Annotated in this window: 16 protein-coding genes; 12 read left to right on the top strand and 4 right to left on the bottom strand. The window is 71.9% G+C overall.

Annotated features, from left to right (window positions below; translation table 11 throughout):
* The first annotated feature begins 3 nt into the window (after positions 1-3).
* The 5 genes from AW274_RS03120 (at position 4) to AW274_RS03100 (ending at position 5024) form a co-directional block, all read left to right on the top strand.
* On the top strand, positions 4-1806 hold the full coding sequence (locus AW274_RS03120; RefSeq protein ID WP_062429137.1) for an acetyl/propionyl/methylcrotonyl-CoA carboxylase subunit alpha: 1803 nt from the start codon (positions 4-6) through the stop codon (positions 1804-1806).
* A complete protein-coding gene (locus AW274_RS03115) occupies positions 1803-2708 on the top strand; it encodes a hydroxymethylglutaryl-CoA lyase (RefSeq protein WP_062429135.1) in 906 nt (301 codons plus the stop codon). Before AW274_RS03120 ends, AW274_RS03115 begins: the two co-directional genes overlap by 4 nt.
* Before the next feature lie 2 nt (positions 2709-2710).
* Positions 2711-3862 carry an acyl-CoA dehydrogenase family protein gene (locus AW274_RS03110; protein WP_062429133.1) on the top strand — a complete coding sequence of 384 codons (1152 nt, stop codon included), beginning with the start codon at positions 2711-2713 and terminating at the stop codon, positions 3860-3862.
* A gap of 93 nt (positions 3863-3955) precedes the next feature.
* The gene (locus AW274_RS03105; RefSeq protein ID WP_062429131.1) at positions 3956-4414 is read left to right on the top strand and encodes a Rieske (2Fe-2S) protein; all 459 of its coding nucleotides are present in this window, start codon (positions 3956-3958) and stop codon (positions 4412-4414) included.
* Positions 4415-4577: 163 nt separating this feature from the next.
* Positions 4578-5024, top strand: coding sequence for a GNAT family N-acetyltransferase (locus tag AW274_RS03100; RefSeq protein WP_062333678.1), 447 nt, complete (start codon positions 4578-4580; stop codon positions 5022-5024).
* 11 nt (positions 5025-5035) lie between these two features.
* Here AW274_RS03100 and AW274_RS03095 read toward each other — a convergent pair whose 3' ends face one another.
* The 3 genes from AW274_RS03095 to AW274_RS03085 form a co-directional block, all read right to left on the bottom strand.
* Positions 5036-6775 carry a hypothetical protein gene (locus AW274_RS03095; RefSeq protein ID WP_157519743.1) on the bottom strand — a complete coding sequence of 580 codons (1740 nt, stop codon included), beginning with the start codon at positions 6773-6775 and terminating at the stop codon, positions 5036-5038.
* 65 nt (positions 6776-6840) lie between these two features.
* Positions 6841-7776 carry a carbohydrate kinase family protein gene (locus AW274_RS03090; RefSeq protein WP_062429126.1) on the bottom strand — a complete coding sequence of 312 codons (936 nt, stop codon included), beginning with the start codon at positions 7774-7776 and terminating at the stop codon, positions 6841-6843.
* Positions 7777-7781: 5 nt separating this feature from the next.
* Entirely contained in the window at positions 7782-8690 is a 909-nt protein-coding gene (locus tag AW274_RS03085) for a pseudouridine-5'-phosphate glycosidase (protein WP_157519742.1), read from the bottom strand.
* 147 nt (positions 8691-8837) lie between these two features.
* Between AW274_RS03085 and AW274_RS03080 the strand changes: the two genes are divergently transcribed.
* From AW274_RS03080 to AW274_RS03060, 5 genes are read left to right on the top strand one after another with little or no spacing between them, the layout of a single operon-like run.
* A complete protein-coding gene (locus AW274_RS03080) occupies positions 8838-10325 on the top strand; it encodes a phytoene desaturase family protein (RefSeq protein WP_062429122.1) in 1488 nt (495 codons plus the stop codon).
* Positions 10326-10359: 34 nt separating this feature from the next.
* Positions 10360-11055 carry a response regulator transcription factor gene (locus tag AW274_RS03075; RefSeq protein ID WP_198168993.1) on the top strand — a complete coding sequence of 232 codons (696 nt, stop codon included), beginning with the start codon at positions 10360-10362 and terminating at the stop codon, positions 11053-11055.
* Entirely contained in the window at positions 11052-12398 is a 1347-nt protein-coding gene (locus AW274_RS03070) for a sensor histidine kinase (RefSeq protein WP_062429118.1), read from the top strand. Before AW274_RS03075 ends, AW274_RS03070 begins: the two co-directional genes overlap by 4 nt.
* The gene (locus AW274_RS03065; protein WP_062429116.1) at positions 12395-13126 is read left to right on the top strand and encodes a dolichyl-phosphate beta-glucosyltransferase; all 732 of its coding nucleotides are present in this window, start codon (positions 12395-12397) and stop codon (positions 13124-13126) included. The genes AW274_RS03070 and AW274_RS03065 overlap by 4 nt, the downstream gene beginning before the upstream one ends.
* On the top strand, positions 13096-13512 hold the full coding sequence (locus AW274_RS03060; RefSeq protein ID WP_062333619.1) for a ferritin-like domain-containing protein: 417 nt from the start codon (positions 13096-13098) through the stop codon (positions 13510-13512). The genes AW274_RS03065 and AW274_RS03060 overlap by 31 nt, the downstream gene beginning before the upstream one ends.
* On the opposite strand, the gene AW274_RS03055 is transcribed toward AW274_RS03060, so the two are convergent.
* Positions 13481-15487, bottom strand: coding sequence for an acetate--CoA ligase family protein (locus AW274_RS03055; RefSeq protein WP_062429114.1), 2007 nt, complete (start codon positions 15485-15487; stop codon positions 13481-13483). The genes AW274_RS03060 and AW274_RS03055 overlap by 32 nt on opposite strands.
* An 80-nt stretch (positions 15488-15567) precedes the next feature.
* Between AW274_RS03055 and AW274_RS03050 the strand changes: the two genes are divergently transcribed.
* Together AW274_RS03050 and AW274_RS03045 are read left to right on the top strand one after the other, a co-directional pair.
* Positions 15568-16203: a TetR/AcrR family transcriptional regulator gene (locus AW274_RS03050; RefSeq protein ID WP_062429112.1), complete on the top strand. Its 636-nt coding sequence runs from the start codon at positions 15568-15570 to the stop codon at positions 16201-16203.
* A gap of 59 nt (positions 16204-16262) precedes the next feature.
* Positions 16263-17426 (top strand): acyl-CoA dehydrogenase family protein, encoded by a 1164-nt coding sequence (locus tag AW274_RS03045; protein WP_062429109.1) that lies wholly within the window; start codon positions 16263-16265, stop codon positions 17424-17426.
* The last annotated feature ends 697 nt before the right edge of the window (positions 17427-18123 follow it).

Below are 18123 nucleotides of genomic sequence, written 5' to 3'. Positions count from 1 at the left end.
CCCATGTTCGACACCGTTCTGGTCGCCAACCGGGGCGAGATCGCGATCCGCGTCTTCGCGACGCTGCGCCGTCTCGGCATCCGGTCGGTCGCCGTCCACACCGAGGGCGACACCGCCCACACCGACGAGGCCGACCTGTCGGTGCTGATCGGCAGCTATCTCGACGCCGCCGAGGTGGTCGAGGCGGCGCGCAGGACCGGGGCCCAGGCCGTCCACCCCGGCTACGGCTTCCTGTCGGAGAACACGCGGTTCTCCCAGCTGTGCGCCGACCACGGCATCGTGTTCGTCGGCCCGCCCGCCGCCGCGATCGAGGCCATGGGCGACAAGATCCGTGCCAAGGAGACGGTCGCCGCCGCGGGCGTCCCGGTCGTGCCGGGCGCGTCGAGCGACCTGGAGAGCTTCCGCGACTTCCCCGCGCTGATCAAGCCGTCGGCCGGGGGCGGCGGCAAGGGCATGGTGCTGGTGCGCGCCGAGGAGGAGCTGCCCGAGGCCCTGGCCTCGGCCGCGCGCACCGCGCTGGCCGCCTTCGGCGACGACACCCTTCTCATCGAGCGGTACGTCGAGAGCCCCCGCCACATCGAGATCCAGGTATTGGCCGACGGGCACGGCAACATCGTCCACCTGGGCGAACGCGAGTGCAGCCTGCAGCGCCGGCACCAGAAGATCGTCGAGGAGGCACCCTCGCCGCTGCTCGACGAGGCCACCCGCGCCAAGATGGGCGCGGCGGCCGTCGAGGCGGCGCGCAGTGTCGGCTACGTCAACGCGGGCACCATCGAGTTCATCGTCCACGGCACGACCGGCGAGTTCTTCTTCATGGAGATGAACACCCGCCTCCAGGTCGAACACCCGGTGACCGAACTCGTCACCGGCCTCGATCTGGTCGAACTCCAGCTCCGGGTCGCGGCGGGGGAGCCCCTGCCGCTGACCCAGGACGACGTGCGCCTCGACGGGCACGCCGTCGAGGCCCGCGTCTACGCCGAAGACCCGGCCCGGGGTTTCCTCCCGAGCACGGGCCGGATCCTCCGCTACGAACCGCCTGGCATCCGGTTCGACTCGGGCGTCGCCGAGGGCGTGGTGGTCGGCACCGGCTACGACCCGATGCTCGCCAAGGCCGTCGCCTGGGCCCCCACCCGTGCCGAGGCGCTGACCCGGCTGGAGACCGCGCTGAGAGGCACGGTCGTCCTCGGCGTGACCACCAACCTGGGCTTCCTCCAGACGCTCCTGCGCAACGACCGGGTCAGGCGGGGCCACCTCGACACCGGGCTCGTCGAACGCGAACTCGACCCCGCCGAACCGCCCACACCCGGATACGTCCTGGCGGAGGCCGCCCGCGTCTTCGCGCCGCAGCCGGCCTCCGACGACCCGTGGGACATCCCCGACGGCTGGCGGCTGGGCCGGCACCGGCCGGCGGTCGCGCTGCTGGAGGTCGGCGGGGAGATCGTCGAAGCGCCCGAAGACGACGGGGTGACCCGGCGGTTCACCACCGCCCGCGACGGCGACGTCCTGTGGCTGCACGCCGACGGGCGGACGTACCGGATCACGAAGCACGAGCCCATCGAGGAGCGGTCGGCCGCCGCGCAGGCGGGTGACGGCGCGGTGCGCAGCCCCATGCCGGGCACCGTTCTGGTCGTGAAGGCGGGGCAGGGGGAGCAGGTGAGCGTAGGGCAGCCGCTGCTGATCGTGGAGGCCATGAAGATGGAGCACACCGTCACCGCGCCCATCGGCGGGACCGTCAGCCTCCAGGTGCGGGCCGGGCAGCAGGTGTCCCTCGACGAGATGCTCGCGATCGTGGAGGCGCCGCGATGACGTACAAGATCGAGAATCTGCCCGACGAGGTCACGATCTACGAGGTCGGGCCGCGCGACGGGCTGCAGAACGAGCAGGCGATCGTGCCGGTCGAGGTCAAGGCCGAGTTCGTCACCCGGCTCGGCGCGGCGGGCCTGAAGGTCATCGAGGCGACCAGCTTCGTCCACCCCAAATGGGTGCCGCAGCTCGCCGACGCCGAGGAACTGCTGAAGGCCGTCCACCGGAGAGACCAGGTGCGTTACCCGGTGCTGGTGCCGAACGAGCGCGGGCTCGACCGCGCGCTCGAACTGGGCTGCACCGAGATCGCGATCTTCGGCAGCGCGACCGAGACCTTCGCGCAGCGCAACCTCAACCGGTCGCTGAAGACCCAGTTCGACATGTTCGCCCCGGTGGTGCGGCGGGCGCGCGAGAACGGGCTCACGGTCCGCGCCTACGTGTCGATGTGCTTCGGCGACCCGTGGGAGGGGCCGGTGCCGATCGGCCAGGTCGTCGACGTCGGCAGCCGGCTGCTCGACCTCGGCTGCGCCGAGTTGTCCCTCGGCGACACGATCGGCGTCGCCACCGCCGGGCACGTCGGCGCGCTGCTCGACGCCTTCCCCCGGGAGCGGCCGCTCGCGGTCCACTTCCACGACACCTACGGCCAGGCCCTGGCCAACGTCGTCGAGGCGCTGCGCCACGGCATCACCGTGATCGACGCCAGCGCCGGCGGCATCGGCGGCTGCCCCTACGCCAAGTCGGCCACCGGCAACCTCGCCACCGAAGACCTGATCTGGCTCCTCGACGGCCTCGGCGTGCGTCACGGCGTCGACCTCCACCAGCTGGCCGCCACCAGCCACTGGCTCGCCGGGAAGCTCGGCCGCCCCAGCCCCAGCGCGGTGGTCCGCGCCCTCACGAAGGAGTGAGCATGCTCTCCGAAGACCACGAAGACCTGCGCAAGACCGTCGAGGCGTTCGCCCGCGACGAGGTCGCCCCGGTCATCGGCGACCTCTACGAGAAGGGCGAGTTCCCCTACGACATCGTCCGCAAGATGGGCGCGATGGGCCTGTTCGGCCTGCCCATCCCCGAGGAGCACGGCGGCATGGGCGGCGACTACTTCGCCCTGTGCCTGGCGCTGGAGGAGCTCGCGCGGGTCGACTCCAGCGTCGCGATCACCCTGGAGGCGGCGGTCTCGCTGGGCGCGATGCCGCTGCACCGCTTCGGCACCCCCGAGCAGAAGGACGAATGGCTGCCGAAGCTGGCGGCCGGCGAGCTGCTGGGCGCGTTCGGGCTGACCGAGCCCGGCGGCGGCTCCGACGTCCCCGGCGGCATGCGGACCACCGCCGTCCTCGACGGCGGCGAGTGGGTGATCAACGGGTCGAAGGCGTTCATCACCAACTCCGGCACCTCCATCACCGGCTTCATCGGGGTCGCCGCCATCACCGGGCGGCGTGAGGGCGGCAAGCCCGAGATCTCCACGATCATCGTCCCGGCGGGCACCCCGGGCCTGCGGGTGTCGGAGAAGTACTCGAAGGTCGGCTGGTCCTCCAGCGACACCCGGGAGTTGTCGTTCACCGACTGCCGGGTCCCGGCGGCCAACCTCCTGGGGCAGCGCGGCCGGGGCTACGCCCAGTTCCTCCAGACCTTGGACGAGGGCCGCATCGCCATCGCGGCCCTGTCGGTCGGCCTGGCCCAGGGCTGCGTCGACGAGTCGGTCCGGTACGTCGCCGAGCGGCACGCCTTCGGCCACCCCATCGGCCACTACCAGGCGATGCAGTTCAAGGTCGCCGACATGGAGGTCCGCGCCCACACCGCCCGCCTGGCCTACTACCACGCGGCCGACCGGATGCTGCGCGGCCTGCCGTTCAAGAAGGAGGCCGCCATCGCCAAGCTGGTCGCCTCGAACGCCGCGATGGACAACTCCCGCGACGCCACCCAGATCTTCGGCGGCTACGGCTTCATGAACGAATACCCCGTCGGCCGCTTCTACCGCGACGCCAAGATTCTGGAGATCGGTGAGGGCACGAGCGAGATCCAGCGGCTCCTCATCGCCCGTGAACTGGGCCTCGGAGGGCTCTGACCACGATTAATTAATCCTTAGAAACCCGATCAAGCGTGCGGGTCCGCTCCCGGCTGCTGGTTGTCTGTGTACGAGACAACCCCCGTAACCGAGATGAAGGGCATCACAGTGGACCTGAACGTCACTCGTCGTCGCGCCATCGGCACGGCCACCCTGGCCGGGGTCGGCGTCGCGGTCGCGGCGTGTTCGGGAGAGCAGGCCCCCACCAGCGCCGAACCGGCTCCCGCCGACAGCGCGCCCCCGGCCGCGACCGACGCCCCCGCGGCCGGCGGCGCCGCGCTCGCCGCGACGGCCGACGTGCCGGTCGGCGGCGGCGTGATCACCGAGCAGGCCGTGGTGACGCAGCCGGAGGCCGGCACGTACAAGGCCTTCAGCCCGGTCTGCACCCACCAGGGCTGCAAGGTCAAGAGCGTCGACGCGGGCAAGATCGTGTGCCCGTGCCACAACTCGCAGTTCTCGATCGCCGACGGATCGGTCCAGGGCGGCCCCGCCAAGTCGCCGCTCCCCGAGGTCCCGATCAAGGTCGAGGGCGACCAGATCCTCCTCGGATAAGTCCGAAAGTTTGGCACCATTACCACCAGTGGTACGTGGCCGGACGTACCACTTCCCACCTGCTTAAACTTCCTTTAAGCCGGGCGTTTCGGACGGACTCCGTAGCCGTCCGACCGCATCCCGGTGATGGACGCGCAGGTCGGACGGATCCTAGAGTCGCCTCATGACGTCCGGTGATCTCCAGCTTCGCAGAGCAGAGAAGACCGACGCGGAGCAGATCTTCGCGTTGGCTCGCGAATTCGCCGTGTCGTTCCGACCAGAACGGGCCGCCTTCGACGCCGCCTTCCCCGAGCTGCTCGAGAACGAGGAGGCGCTCCTCCTCGTGGCCACCGTCGACGGCGTGGTCCGGGGCTACCTGCTGGGCTTCACCCACCTGACCCTGTTCGCCAACGGCCGGGTCGCCTGGGTGGAGGAGGCGATCATCGAGAGCGGCTTCCGCCGCCACGGCCTCGGCCGCCACCTGCTCGCCGAGTTCGAGCTCTGGGCGCGCAGCCGCGACGCGGGCTACGTCGCGCTGGCCACGCGCCGCGCGGCCGAGTTCTACAAGGCGACCGGCTACGAGGTGTCGGCCACCTACTACCGCAAGCTGCTCCGCCCCAAGAATCCTTAGGGCGGAGGCGCTCACGACGTCAGCTGGGCGTCGAGCCGATATCCGTCGACGGTCACGTAGACCGAGTCGCCCGGTCGCGCGTTCAACCGCATCAGCACCGGCTGCAGCGAGTCGAAGACCGGCTGCCGGTCGCGCCACACCAGCACCACGGCGTTGTCGCCGGGGCCGGTCACCGACAACAGGGTGCCGGGACGCATGCCGAGCTGGGCCGCGTAGTTCTCGGGCACCGCCACCGGCTCGCCGCGCAGGTGCCCGCTGGTGACGTCGATGCGCTGCCAGCGGCGCGGGTCGGACGCCGGGCTCGGCGTGCTGCGGGGGCTGGGCACCAGGTGCGGGCGCGGCGCGCCGCCCGTGAGGGCGTTGAGCGCGGCCAGCGCGGTCGCCGGGTCGGGGCCGCTGTGGGCCATCTTCGGTATCGGCACGCCCGCCGGGCGGGCCGGGTGGCCGTTGGCGCCGGGGGTGCGGCGCGGCAGCGGGGCGTCGCCCACCGGGGCGCCGCCGTTGAGGGGGGACGTCGCGTTCGCGGGAGTTTTCGGCAGGGCTTCCATCCAGGCCTTGGCGGAGTGGGAACGGATGCCGAGCTGGCCGAGCAGTTCGATCACGTCGGCGTCGGCCGGGTGGGCCGACAGCAGCTGGCGGGTGCGGTCGCGCAGGCCGCCCAGGTCGCCCACGACGAGCCAGCCGTCCTGCAGCCGGCGGTCGGGCATGAGCGTCACCAGGACACGCCACAGGGGCGTGCGCAGCGCCGGGACCTCGATCGGGTGGGACGGGTCGGCGCCGATCAGCTGCTCCTGGGTGGCGGCGGTGCCGAGCCACTCGGTGAGGCCGAACAGGTGACCCGTCAGGGCGGCGGAGTCGGGCGAGCGCAGCCACATCAGCACCCGCTCCTCGGCGGTGCGCTGGGCCTGCGACAGCAGCTCGCGGTCGACGTTGAGCTCGTGGGCGAGGGTGCGGAGGCTGATCGGCTCGGCGGCGAACAGGCGCTGCGCGGCGACCGCGCGCTCCAGCTGGTTCCACTCGCGGAACAGGTGCTCGACCAGGCCGACCATCGGGTGCTCGGCCGTGTTGAGCGGGGCGGGCTTGTCGGGCTCCTTGGCCGCGGCCGGGGCCACGGGGGCGCCGTTGACGGCCGGTTTCGCGCCGTTGACCTGCCCGCGCGCGGCGATGGCCGGGATCGCGGCCATCATGCCGGTCTCCTCGACCGCCGGCACCGGGGCCGACAGCGGGACCGACTTGGCCGGCTGCACGGGCTGCTGGACCGGCTGCTGCACCGGGGCCGGCGCCTGCGCGGCGGCCGCCGGGGCGGCGGTCTCGGCCGTGATCTCGATGCGGATGTGCGCGAAGATCTCCTTGAACACCGCCGTCAGCACCACTTCGGGCGTCGCCGCCGCGGCCGGGGTGTCGAGGTCGCCCGCGGTGAGGCGGCGCAGGCGCTGCCAGCCCCCGAGCCCGATGATCACCGAGCGGACGGGGTCGGGCCAGCCGGGCAGCTGACGGTCGACCGTGTGCACCTGCACGGCCGGCATGAAGTCGGTCAGCGGCAGATGGTCGAGATGGGTCACGGCGAGCCGGGCGAGCCGCTCGCAGACCCAGTCAACTCCGGTCGTGCCGAGGGCACGGCCCAGTGCGACGGAGCCCCACCAGCCGCCGGGGAGGCGTGGATCTCCCAGCACCTCGGCCACCTGCTGGGGGCGGCTCCAGCGAAGAGCGGGAACCAGATCGCTCAGGCAGATCGTTGACTCGGCGTCCATCGGTTTGACCGCACCCTCCCGAGAGTGACGCTTGTTGCTAATGGTGCAGCTTACGCCGCAAGCTATCAATTGGTGTCAATAGGGTAAAGCTCTGTTGCGTTCTTGACGGCCGGAGGACGGCCGCCGACAAGCCCAACGGCCCGCCGGCCTGCGCGGCAGCCCGCTTCGAGACATTCGGAACGGGTGGAACCCGCGAGTCGTGCCGTGAGGAACCCGGCCGCGAACGCGTCTCCCGCGCCCGTGGAGTCGACGACGCGGTCGGCCGGCCCCGCCGTGACGGCACCGGCCCGAGCAACGATACGCCCGTCTTGGGCGAGAAGCGCGCCCGCCGGGCCGAGCTTCACGACGGCGGTTCCGTAGATGTCGCCGAGGAGTTCGGCCGCCCGCTCCGGCTCCGCGGCTCCCGTCAGGGCGAGCGCCTCGTCGCGGTTGGGGATGATCACGTCGGCCGCCCGCGTCTCCTCCACGAAACGTTCGGTCCCGAACTCGTGCAGGAACCGGGTCGAGGCGGGGTCGACGCTGACGGTGACGTCCCAGGGGAGGTCCTTCGCGGCCCGCATGGCGATGCGGGCCAGTTCCAGTCCCTCGGGCGTCCACATGAGGTAGCCGGACAGGTGGAGGCAGCCGACGCCGTCGAGCAGCGCGCCGGTCCAGTCGCCGGGGCCCAGGTGCCGCGCCGCGCCCCGGTTGGTGAGGAACGACCGCTCGCCCGCGTCGTCGACCATGGCGATGACGACGGCGGTCGGGCGGGCGGGGTCGACGGTCACATGCGTTTTGACGCCGCCCAGCGCGTTCAGGTGCCACGCGGCCGTGTCGGCGCCGACGCGGGCCAGCAACCGGGCGTCGCCGCCCAGGTGGGCGGCCCACGCGGCGGTGTTGGCGCCCGAGCCGCCCGGCCGCAGCGTGATGTCGGCCTCGGTGTCGGTGCCCGTGGCCACCGGCTCCGCACGGAGCGCGACGACGTCGGTCACGACATCGCCGATCACCAAGAGCCCCCTCATGTCCCTCAATTCTCCGGCGTCCAGGATGACGCGATTTCCGCCGCGAGGCGGGTGTTTCCGCGTACTGCCGCGAGGTTGGCCGCAAGTGAGGCGCCTTGGGTGGCCTCGACCAGGTATTCCAGCAAGTAGGGGGTGATGGCCTGACCTGTCACTCCGCTGGTCTCGGCGGCCGCGAGGGCCTCGGCCAGGACGCGGTCGTGCAGCGCCGGGTCGAGCTGCTCGTCCTCGGGGACGGGGTTGGCGACGATCAGGGCGGTCTCGGGGCCGCCGAGGGCGTCCTGGGCGCGCATGATGCCGGCCGCCTCCTGCGGCGACTCGATGCGCCAGTCGACCGGCTCGCCGGAGGTGTGCAGGTAGAAGCCGGGGAAGGCGTCGGTTCGGTAGCCGACCACGGTGACCTGGCGGGTCTCCAGGCGCTGCAGGGTGGCGGGCACGTCGAGGATCGACTTCACGCCGGCGCAGACGACGGTGATGCGGGTGCGGCTGAGCGTGTCGATGTCGGCCGATTCGTCCTGCACCGAGGTGTAGCCGCGGTGCACGCCGCCGAGGCCGCCGGTGGCGAACACCCGCAGGCCCGCCCGCGCGGCCAGGAACGAGGTCGCCGACACCGTCGTCGCGCCGCTCAGCTTGAGCGTCGCGCACGGCGCCAGGTCGCGGAAGCCGAGCTTGCGCAGCCCCGGCTCGGTCGCGACCCGCACCAGCTCCTCGTCGGTCAGCCCGGCGCGCGGCACGCCGTCGAGCACCGCGATCGTGGCCGGGACCGCGCCGCCCGCCCTGACGAGTCCTTCGAGCTCACGGGCCACTTCGAGGTTCCTGGGCTGCGGCAGGCCGTGGGAGATGATGGTCGACTCCAGTGCCACCACCGGGCGGCCCTCCGCGAGCGCGGTCGCCACTTCCTCGGAACGCTTGATCATTGAAATATCCCCATACGTCGCAGGTGGTCCCAGAGCACTCATAAATGTAGGGTGCGGGCATGGTGTCCCCGCCGCAGCCCCATTGGCAGACCGGTCTCTAGCCCTCTTCGCGTCTCCGCACCGGCCGCGAATCGAGGGGAACCCACCATGTTCGACGTCGTCATCTGCGGGGCCGGCCACAACGGCCTGGTCGCCGCCGCCTATCTCGCCCGCGCGGGCAGGAGCGTGCTCCTGCTGGAGAAGTTCGGCCACGTGGGCGGCCTGGCCGTCTCGGCCCAGGCGTTCCCGGGCGTCGAGGCCCGGGTCTCGCGCTACTCCTACCTCGTCAGCCTGCTGCCCTCCAAGGTCGTGACCGACCTGGGGCTGCCGCTCGACCTGCGGCGGCGGCGCTTCTCGTCGTACACGCCGGTGGGCGACGCCGGGCTGCTGGTCGACGGCGGCGACGCCGACCGCACCGCCGCCTCGTTCGCGAACATCACCGGCAGCGGCCACGAGATCGTCGCCTGGCGGCGCTTCTACGCCATGACGGCCGCCGCCGCGACGGCGATCGCGCCCACCCTGATCGAGCCGCTGATGCCGCGCGAGCGGCTGCGCGAGGTCGTGGGCGAGCCGTGGACCGACCTGTTCGAACGGCCCATCGGCCAGGTGGTGAACGAGCGGTTCGCCGACGACGTGGTGCGCGGGGTGGTGCTGACCGACGCCCTGATCGGCACGTTCGCCGACCCCGACGCCGACCTGCTGGCGAACCGGTGTTTCCTCTACCACGTCGTCGGCGACGGCACGGGCGACTGGAACGTCCCGGTGGGCGGCATGGGCGCCGTCACGGGCGGGCTCGCCGACATCGCCGTCAAGGCGGGCGCGCAGATCCGGCTCGACGCCGAGGTGGTCGCGATCGACCCGGCGACCGGCGAGGTGACGTACCGGGATGAGAAGGGCGAGCACACCGTGACCGGCGGGAAGGTGCTCGCGAACCTGCCGCCCTTCACGCTCGCGCGGCTGCTCGGCGAGGAGAGCCCTGAGCGGCCCGAAGGCGCCCAGCTCAAGATCAACATGGTGCTGAAGCGGCTGCCCCGGCTGAAGGACCGCTCGGTCGACCCGCGCGAGGCGTTCAGCGGCACCTTCCACATCAACGAGAGCCGCGACCAGCTCGCCGCCGCCTTCCGGCAGGCGTCGGCGGGGGAGATCCCCGCGCTGCCGCCCGCCGAGGTCTACTGCCACTCGCTGACCGACCCGTCGATCCTCGGCGCCGACCTGCGCAGGTCGGGCGCCCAGACGATGACGCTGTTCGGCCTGCACATGCCCGCCCGGCTGTTCGGCCGCCCGGAGGCCAAGGACGAGGCGGTCCGCCGCACCCTCGCCTCGATCGACTCCGTGCTGGCCGAGCCGATCGAGGACGTGCTGCTGCCCGGCTGCCTGGAGGCCAAGACCCCCCTCGACCTGGAGAAGGACGCGGCCCTCCCCGGAGGCCACATCTTCCACCAGGACCTGTCCTGGCCCTACGCCGAGGGAGAGGGCCGCTGGGGCGTGGAGACCGTCCACGAACGGCTGCTGCTGTGCGGCGCGGGCGCGCGGCGCGGCGGCGGGGTGAGCGGCATCCCCGGCCACAACGCGGCGATGGCCGTTCTGGGACGTTAAGGGTCCTCTCAGAGGTGGTCGTTACCGTGTGAACGTGACGGACGAGACACCCCGGCTCCTGGTCGTCGACGACGAACCCGCCCTGCGCGAGGCGCTGCGGCGCAGCCTGGAGTTCGAGGGATACCGGGTCGGGGTGGCTTCCGACGGGCTGGCCGCGCTGGCCGAACTCCAGCGCGAGCCCTACGACGCCGTCCTGCTCGACGTCATGATGCCGCGCCTCGACGGGCTCACCACCTGCCGCCGCCTGCGCGCGGTCGGCGACCACGTGCCGATCCTGATGCTGACCGCCCGCGACGCCGTCGGCGACCGCGTCTCGGGCCTGGACGCCGGGGCCGACGACTACCTGGTCAAGCCGTTCGAGCTCGACGAGCTGCTGGCCCGGGTCAGGGCGCTGCTGCGGCGCAGCGCGCTGGCCTCCGCCGGCGGCGACGAGCTGGCGTTCGAGGGGCTGCGGATGAACCCCGGCACCCGGGAGGTGCGGCGCGGGCGGCGCGAGCTCGACCTGACCCGGACCGAGTTCCTGCTGCTGGAGCTGTTCCTGGCCCATCCCCGCCAGGTGCTCAGCCGCGAGCAGATCCTCAGCGCGGTGTGGGGCTTCGACTTCGAGCCGTCGTCCAACTCCCTGGACGTCTACGTCATGTACCTGCGCCGCAAGACCGAGGCCGACGGGGAACCCCGGCTGATCCACACCGTGCGCGGGGTCGGCTACGTGCTGAAGGCCGCGTCGTGAGCCTGCGGCGGCGCGTCACGTTCGTCATCGCGGTGGCGGTGGCGGTGGCCATCGCGGTCTGCGCCGGGGCGAGCTGGCTGATCGTCCGCGACCAGATGCGCGACCAGCTGGTGGAGTCGCTGGAGCAGTTCCCCGTGCTCGACGTGCAGGTCGCGCAGGCGCTGGCGCGCTGCGGGCAGGACCACCGCGACCAGCCGTGGGACCCGTCGGGGCGCGGCTGGCAGCTCGTCAGGTCAGACGGGTCGATCTGCCAGGAGGGCTCCTCGGCGCTCGACCCGCTGCCCGCCGAACTCGCGCTCACCGCCGCCGAGGGGCGGCCGGTGGTGCGCGACGGCGTGCTGCGCGGCAAGTACCGCACGCCCGTCATCGCCTACACCGAGTGGTTCAAGCCCGGCACCGCGCTGACCGTGTTCCGGTCGACGCGCGAGATGGACACCTCGTTGCGGGTGCTCGGCCTGGTGCTCGCGGGGGTCTGCGCCGTCGGGGTGCTCGGCGCCTGCGTCACCGGCCTCTACCTGGCCCGCACCGCTCTGCGTCCCGTCGCCTCGCTGACGGGCGCGGTCGAGCACGTGGCCAGGACCGAGGACCTGGAGGTGCGCATCCCGGTCGACGGCAAGGACGAGATCGCCCGCCTGGGGGCCGCGTTCAACACGATGACCGCCGCGCTGGCCGCCTCGCGCGACCGGCAGCGGCAGCTCGTCTCCGACGCCGGCCACGAGCTGCGCACCCCGCTGACGTCGCTGCGCACCAACATCGACCTGCTGCTGCGCAGCGAGAACACCGGCCGGCCGCTGGAGGCCGAGAGCAAGCGCCTGCTGCTGGTCAGCGTCAAGGAGCAGTTCGAGGAGATGTCCTCCCTCATCGCCGACCTGCTGGAACTGTCGCGGAACGCGGAGACCGCCTCCACCCGCGGCGACGTGGAGTTCCAGGACGTGGTCGCCGCCGCCGTCGACCGGGCCCGGCGGCGCGGCCCGGGGCTGGTCTTCGACGTGGAGTTGTCCCCGTGGCGGGTGAGCGGGGACGTGCGCGGGTTGCAGCGCGCGGCCGTTAACATTCTGGACAATGCGGTCAAGTTCAGCCCAGAGGGGGGCACCGTGAGCGTCCGCTTGCGGGACGGCGAACTGACCGTCCGCGACGAGGGGCCGGGCATCGCCGACGAGGAGCTCCCGCACGTCTTCGAACGCTTCTGGCGCTCGCCCGCCGCCCGCAGCCTGCCGGGCTCCGGCCTGGGCCTGGCCATCGTCGCCCAGGCGGTGAAGGCGGCCGACGGCGAGGTGAGCCTGGTGAGCGGGCCGTCGGGCGGCACGACCGTGACCGTGCGGCTCCCCGGGTCCGCCGCGTGATCGAGATCGTCCTGCCCGTCTACAACGAGGAACGGGTGCTCGCCTCCAGCGTGTCCACGCTGCTCGACTTCCTCAAACGGGAGTGCCCCTTCCCGGCCCAGGTGACCGTGGCCGACAACGGCTCCACCGACGCGACCTGGTCGATCGCCCGCTCCCTCGACGACGTCCGGACGATCCGCCTGGAGTCCAAGGGCCGGGGCCTGGCCCTCCGGGAGGCCTGGTCGTGGAGCGAGGCCGACGTGGTGGCGTACATGGACGTCGACCTGTCGACCGATCTGGCCGCCTTCGTGCCGCTCGTCACCCCGCTGCTGGCCGGCGAGTGCGACGTCGCGGTCGGCAGCCGCCTGGCCCCCGGCGCCTCGGTGATCCGCGGCCCCCGCCGCGAGCTCATCTCCCGCACCTACAACCGGCTGCTGCGCTCGCTCGGCGCGCGCTTCACCGACGCCCAGTGCGGCTTCAAGGCGCTGCGCACCCCGGTCGCCCGCGAGTTACTCCCGCACGTGGCCGACGACGCCTGGTTCTTCGACACCGAACTGCTGCTCAAGGCCCAGTGGCGCGGCCTGCGCGTCCACGAGGTGCCGGTGCGGTGGGTCGACGACCCCGACAGCAGCGTGGACGTCGTGCGCACCTCGATCGCCCAGCTGCGCGGCCTGGCCCGGGTGGTGTCGGAACGCGAACGCGGGGTAGCCGCAGCCGCATGGACAAACAGGCATTCATCGCGCTCCTGAACGAGGACCTCGAGAGCGAATACCGCTCGATCGTCCAGTACACCCAGCACGCGGCGACCATCAAGGGCGCCGAATACCAGCCCATCGTCGAAGAGATGCGCGCCCACCTGTCGCAGGAACTCGAACACGCCAGCGCGCTGGCGGAGCAGATCGACTTCCTCGGCGGCGTCCCCTCGGTGAAGGTCCCGCACATCCCCGACACCCCCGACGGCGCCGCCGCCCTCCGGCTGGACCTGGAACTGGAGGAGACCCAGCTGGTCCGCTACCGCGAACGGGTCGAGCAGGCCATCGCCCTCGGCCTCCCCGACGTGGCCGAGGCGCTGCGCCCGCTGCTCCAGCAGACGCAGGACCACGTCATGGACCTGCAGGGCGCCCTCGGCAGATGACGGCGTCGACCGCCGTCGCGGTCCGGCCCCGCAGGATGACGGGGTTGACCTCGACCAGCGCGAAGCCTTCCCGACGGGTCATGTCGGCGATCGCGACGGCGGTCCGGGCGAGTGCCTTGAGGTCCGGGATGAGCCTCGCGGCTCTCAGTTTCTGTACGGCTCCCGCCACCCGCTCGGCCGTGACGGGAAGCGGGATGACGGCGGCGTCGTCGAAGACCTCCACACAGGCCCCGCCAAGAGCGATGACGACGACCGGCGTGACGGCGTCGTACCTGACGGAGATCATGATCTCCACGCCCTGGGGCACCATCTCCTCCACCAGGACGGGCGGGGGGATCTGCCGCAGCGCCCGTTCGAGGTCCTTCTGCGTGGAGACGCCGAGGATGACGCCGCCCTCGGCGGCCTTGTGGCGGACGTCGGGGGAGTCCACCTTGACCACCACCGTGCCCAGCTCCTTCCGGAGCGCCTCGGCGTCCTCCGCGTTCTCCGCCACCGCGCCCTTCGGGACGGCGACGCCGTGCGCCTTCAGCAGGGCCTTGCCCTCGACCTCCCTGAGCCAGCGGCCGGGGCTGCGGGAAACCTGCTCGGAGATCTTGCGCAGGCGGCCCGGATCGGGGCGGGCCGTGACGGCGTTCGCGCAGAGCAGGCCCTCGGTCAGGCCCGCGACCGGGATCACGCCCAGGTCGGTGAGGTGTTCGGCGGTGGCCTCCGGCATCAGCTCGGGCAGCGTGGCGGCGACGACGAGCGGGACGTCCAGCTCCGCGGCCGTGATCCCTTCGAGGGCGGCGTCCCAGGCGTGGGTCTGCTCGGCGTCCATCTCTTCTGGACGGTCGTAGTAGGCGAGCACGGCCCCGATCGCCGGGTCGCCGCCCGCCGCGGTGATGATGCCGGCCGTCCTCCGTGTCTCGCCGAAGATGACGGCGGTGTAGTCGAGGGGGTTGGCGGCGGTGGCCGTACCGGGAAGCAGGCTCTTGAGCTTGTCCACCGTGCCGGCGTTGAGGGCCGGAAGCGGGATCCCGAGCCGGGCGGCCTCGTCGGCGGCGACGGCCGCGTCCCCGCCCGAACACGTCACCACCAGCACCCCGCTTCCCCGCACGCCGGGTGCCGATCGATGGCTCAGGGTCTTCGCCAGCTCCAGGAGCTCGTGCGGGTTGCGGGCCCAGGCGCCGCCCGCCTCTTCGACCAGCGCCTTCAGGACGCGGTGGTCGCCCGCGACCGCGCCGGTGTGGGCGGACGTGGCGGCGGCGCCCCGCTCGCTGGCGCCCGCCTTCAGGACGGCCACCCGGATGCCCTGTTCGGCGGCGAGGGCGAGGGCGTTCGGCAGGCCGGGGTCCTCGGTCTCCAGGTAGAGCGCGACCGAGCGCACCCCGTCGAGTTCGGCCAGTGCGGCGAGGTAGTCGGAGGCGTTGAGAACCGCCTGGTTGCCGCAGGAGACCACGGTGTGCAGGCGCAGCGCCCGCCTGCTGAGCAGCGCGTTCACCGCCACGTTGCCGCTCTGCGAGACGAGCGCCACCGGGCCGGGGCGTCGGGGCAGGTAGGCGTCGCCCCACATGGGGGCCCGGCCGACCACGGAGACGATCCCGTTCCCGTTCGGGCCGCAGACGGGCAGGTCGTGATCGAGGGCGATCCGGCGGAGGTCGTCCTGGAGGGGGCGGCCCCCGGGAACCTCGGCGAAACCGGCCGCGAGTACGACCGCACCGCCACATCCTCGTTCCCCCGCCTCCCGGAGAAGACCCGGCACGGTGGCCGCAGGGGTGGCGATCACGAGCGCGTCGGGGGCGATCGGCAGGTCGCCGATCGTGGGCACGCACGACACGCCGTGCACCTCTCGGGCGGTGGGGTGCACCCCGTACACGGCCCCCGGGAAACCGGCGGTGACCAGGTTGGCGACCGCCTGGTTCCCATAGGAGCCGGGGCGGGTCGAAGCGCCGACGACGGCGACCGAACGGGGAGCGAGCAGGCGCGCGGGTCTCACCCTCCCAACACTGGTTGGTCAACCAGTCAGCAGTCAAGGAGGGTCGTCAACGCGAGGCGGTGCTGGGGTAGAGTTGCCGGGTGCGCAGCGCGGAGGGCGCCCGGAGCAGCCGGGCCGATCAGGCAGATCAGCGCCGGGCCGAACTGCTGGACGCCGCCCGGCGTGTGGTGCTGGAACGGGGTCTCGCCAGCACCCGGGTCTCCGACATCGCGAAAGCGACCAACGTCAGTGGCGGGTTGATCCACTACCACTTCGCCACCAAAGACGACCTGATCACCGCCATGTTGCGGGCCACCTCCGAGAGCGAGGTCCGGCGGCTGCGGGAGATCATCGCCGGCCCCGGCACCGCCATCCAGCGGCTCGACCGCGTGCTGCGCTTCTACATCCCGTCGTCGCGGTCCGACCAGAGCTGGATCCTGTGGCTCGACGCGTGGGCGCTGGGCGTGCGCGAGCCCCACGTCCGCGACATCCTGCTCGAACTCGAAGGCGGCTGGATCGAGATCCTCTCCGAGGTGATCTCCCAGGGCATGGAAGCCGGCGAGTTCACCTGCGACGACCCCCAGGGCGCCGCCGAGCGGCTCGACGGCATGCTCGACGGGCTCGTGGTGCGCTACACGCTCCATTCGGGCGCGATGTCGCGCAAACGCCTGCTGGAGCACGCCCGGATCGCGGCGGCCCGCGAGGTGGGCGTCGACCGGTCGTCGTTCCCCGCTTGACAGGGTGATCGCTCCCCGATTTGACTGGGTCGCCAGTCAGGGATCGTGGGGAGAGCGACATGTCGCTGATACGGCTGTCGGACGAACAGATCGAGTTGCGCGCCCGCGCGAAAGCCTTCGTCGACGAGGTGCTGATTCCACGGGAGGAGTCGGCCGAACGGGCCGGCGGGCGCCTGCCCTCCTCTGACGTGGGCGAAATCATGAAAGCGGCCTTGGCCGCCCGGCTCAACGGCGGCCGGCACTCCGTGGAGCACGGCGGCCAGGGCTGGTCGGCGACCGACTACGTCGTGGTGCACGAGCAGTTCGGGCGCAACACGAACGGTTTGTGGTGGTGGGTCCCCGACGCCTACAACGTCCTGTCCGCCGGTACGCCTGACCAGATCGCCCGCTACCTGCGGCCCGCCCTGCTCGGCGAGGGGTGGGTCTCCTACGCGGTGACCGAAGAATACGCAGGCTCCGATCCGTCGGGCATCTCGACCGTGGCTGAGCGGGTGGGCGGCCGGTGGCGGCTCGACGGCGAGAAATGGTTCGTGACCAGCGGTGACGTGGCGGCTGTGCACATCGTGGTGGCCCTGGTCGAGGGACACGGGCCGACGTTGTTCCTCGTCGACGCGGAGGCCGACGGGGTCGAATACCTGGACGATCCGCCGTTCACCCACTCGTTCCCGCACGGGCATCCGACCCTGCACCTGAACGGGGTGCTGGTCGGCGATGAGGCGGTGCTCGGCGGGCTCGGGCGGGCCGACGCGTTGCAGCAGAACTGGTTCGTCGAGGAACGGCTGGGCATAGCGGCCCACTGCGTGGGGGCGATGGGGCGGCTGCTGGAGGAGGCCGTGGGCTGGGCCCTCGAACGCGAACAAGGCGGGGCGCGGCTTCTCGACCACCAAGGTGTGGCCTTTCCGCTGGCCGACTCGGCTGCTGACGCGGCGGCGGCGCGGTTGATGGTGTACGAAGTGGCGGCGCTGGCCGATGCGGGGGTGGACCGGAAGGTCGTGCACGCGAAGGCGTCGCTGGCGAAACTGTTCGCGTCGGAGGCGGCGTGGCGGTGCGCCGACCGGGCGGTGCAGACGTTCGGGGGGAGGGGGTACATGCGGACCAACGTGGCGGAACGGTATCTGCGTGAGCTGCGGGTGGATCGTATCTGGGAGGGGACGAGCGAGATCCAGCGATTGATCATCGCGCGGTCGATGGAGCGGCGGGGGGTCAGACAGGTGATCGCCTGAGCGCGGCGGAGCGGTTTGTGCCGGGAGGACGCGAGCGGGATCCAACGGCCGAATATCGCGCGGTCGATGGAGCAGCGCGGCGGCAGACAAGTGGTCGGCCGACCGTAGCGGATCGGTATCTGCGGAAGGGCGCGAGCGGGATCCAGCGGCTCCTTGTCGCGCGGTTGTTGTAGCGGCGGGGGTCAGGCAGGTGATGCCTGAGCGTTGCGGAGCGGTACCTGCCAAGGCACGCGTGAGATTCAGCGGCTGCTTATCGCGCGGTCGATGGAGTGGCGGGGGTCAGGCAGGTGATGCCTGAGCGTTGCGGAACGGTACCTGCCAGGGCACGCGTGAGATTCAGCGGCTGCTTATCGCGCGGTCGATGGAGTGGCGAGGGGCCAACGGTATCTGCGGGAGTTACACGGGGGACCGCATCGGAGACAGCACCAGCGAGGTGTTCAGCAGTGGGGTTCAGGCACGTGATCGCCTGAGCGTGATGGAGCGGTAGTTACGCGTGGACCGCATTCGGGAGGGTGCGAGCGAGATCCCGTGGCTGGTCATCGCGCGGTCGGTGGAGCGGCGCGGCGGGTCCGGATGACCGGGCCTGAGCTGGAGTGGGCTCCCTTCTTTTGGCGCTGTCGGTCTCGTTCGGCTCAGCTGGGGGTGCGCCGGGCGGGTTACTGCGGCTGGGAGTGTCGGTGGCGGTTTGTAAGGTCGT

This window comes from Herbidospora daliensis, from assembly GCF_001570585.1.
GTDB lineage: Bacteria > Actinomycetota > Actinomycetes > Streptosporangiales > Streptosporangiaceae > Herbidospora > Herbidospora daliensis.
Note: the sequence above shows the minus strand (reverse complement) of the source record. Positions and strands in the feature narration are given on the sequence as shown.

Excerpts from the sequence above, each read along its gene's own strand:
- AW274_RS03120 (WP_062429137.1), top strand. The coding sequence starts at position 4 with ATGTTCGACACCGTTCTGGTCGCCAACCGGGGCGAGATCGCGATCCGC.
- AW274_RS03045 (WP_062429109.1), top strand. The coding sequence starts at position 16,263 with ATGTCGCTGATACGGCTGTCGGACGAACAGATCGAGTTGCGCGCCCGC.
- AW274_RS03090 (WP_062429126.1), bottom strand. The coding sequence starts at position 7,776 with ATGAGGGGGCTCTTGGTGATCGGCGATGTCGTGACCGACGTCGTCGCG.
- AW274_RS03110 (WP_062429133.1), top strand. The coding sequence starts at position 2,711 with ATGCTCTCCGAAGACCACGAAGACCTGCGCAAGACCGTCGAGGCGTTC.
- AW274_RS03085 (WP_157519742.1), bottom strand. The coding sequence starts at position 8,690 with ATGATCAAGCGTTCCGAGGAAGTGGCGACCGCGCTCGCGGAGGGCCGC.
- AW274_RS03115 (WP_062429135.1), top strand. The coding sequence starts at position 1,803 with ATGACGTACAAGATCGAGAATCTGCCCGACGAGGTCACGATCTACGAG.
- AW274_RS03080 (WP_062429122.1), top strand. The coding sequence starts at position 8,838 with ATGTTCGACGTCGTCATCTGCGGGGCCGGCCACAACGGCCTGGTCGCC.
- AW274_RS03100 (WP_062333678.1), top strand. The coding sequence starts at position 4,578 with ATGACGTCCGGTGATCTCCAGCTTCGCAGAGCAGAGAAGACCGACGCG.
- AW274_RS03060 (WP_062333619.1), top strand. The coding sequence starts at position 13,096 with ATGGACAAACAGGCATTCATCGCGCTCCTGAACGAGGACCTCGAGAGC.
- AW274_RS03095 (WP_157519743.1), bottom strand. The coding sequence starts at position 6,775 with ATGGACGCCGAGTCAACGATCTGCCTGAGCGATCTGGTTCCCGCTCTT.
- AW274_RS03105 (WP_062429131.1), top strand. The coding sequence starts at position 3,956 with ATGAAGGGCATCACAGTGGACCTGAACGTCACTCGTCGTCGCGCCATC.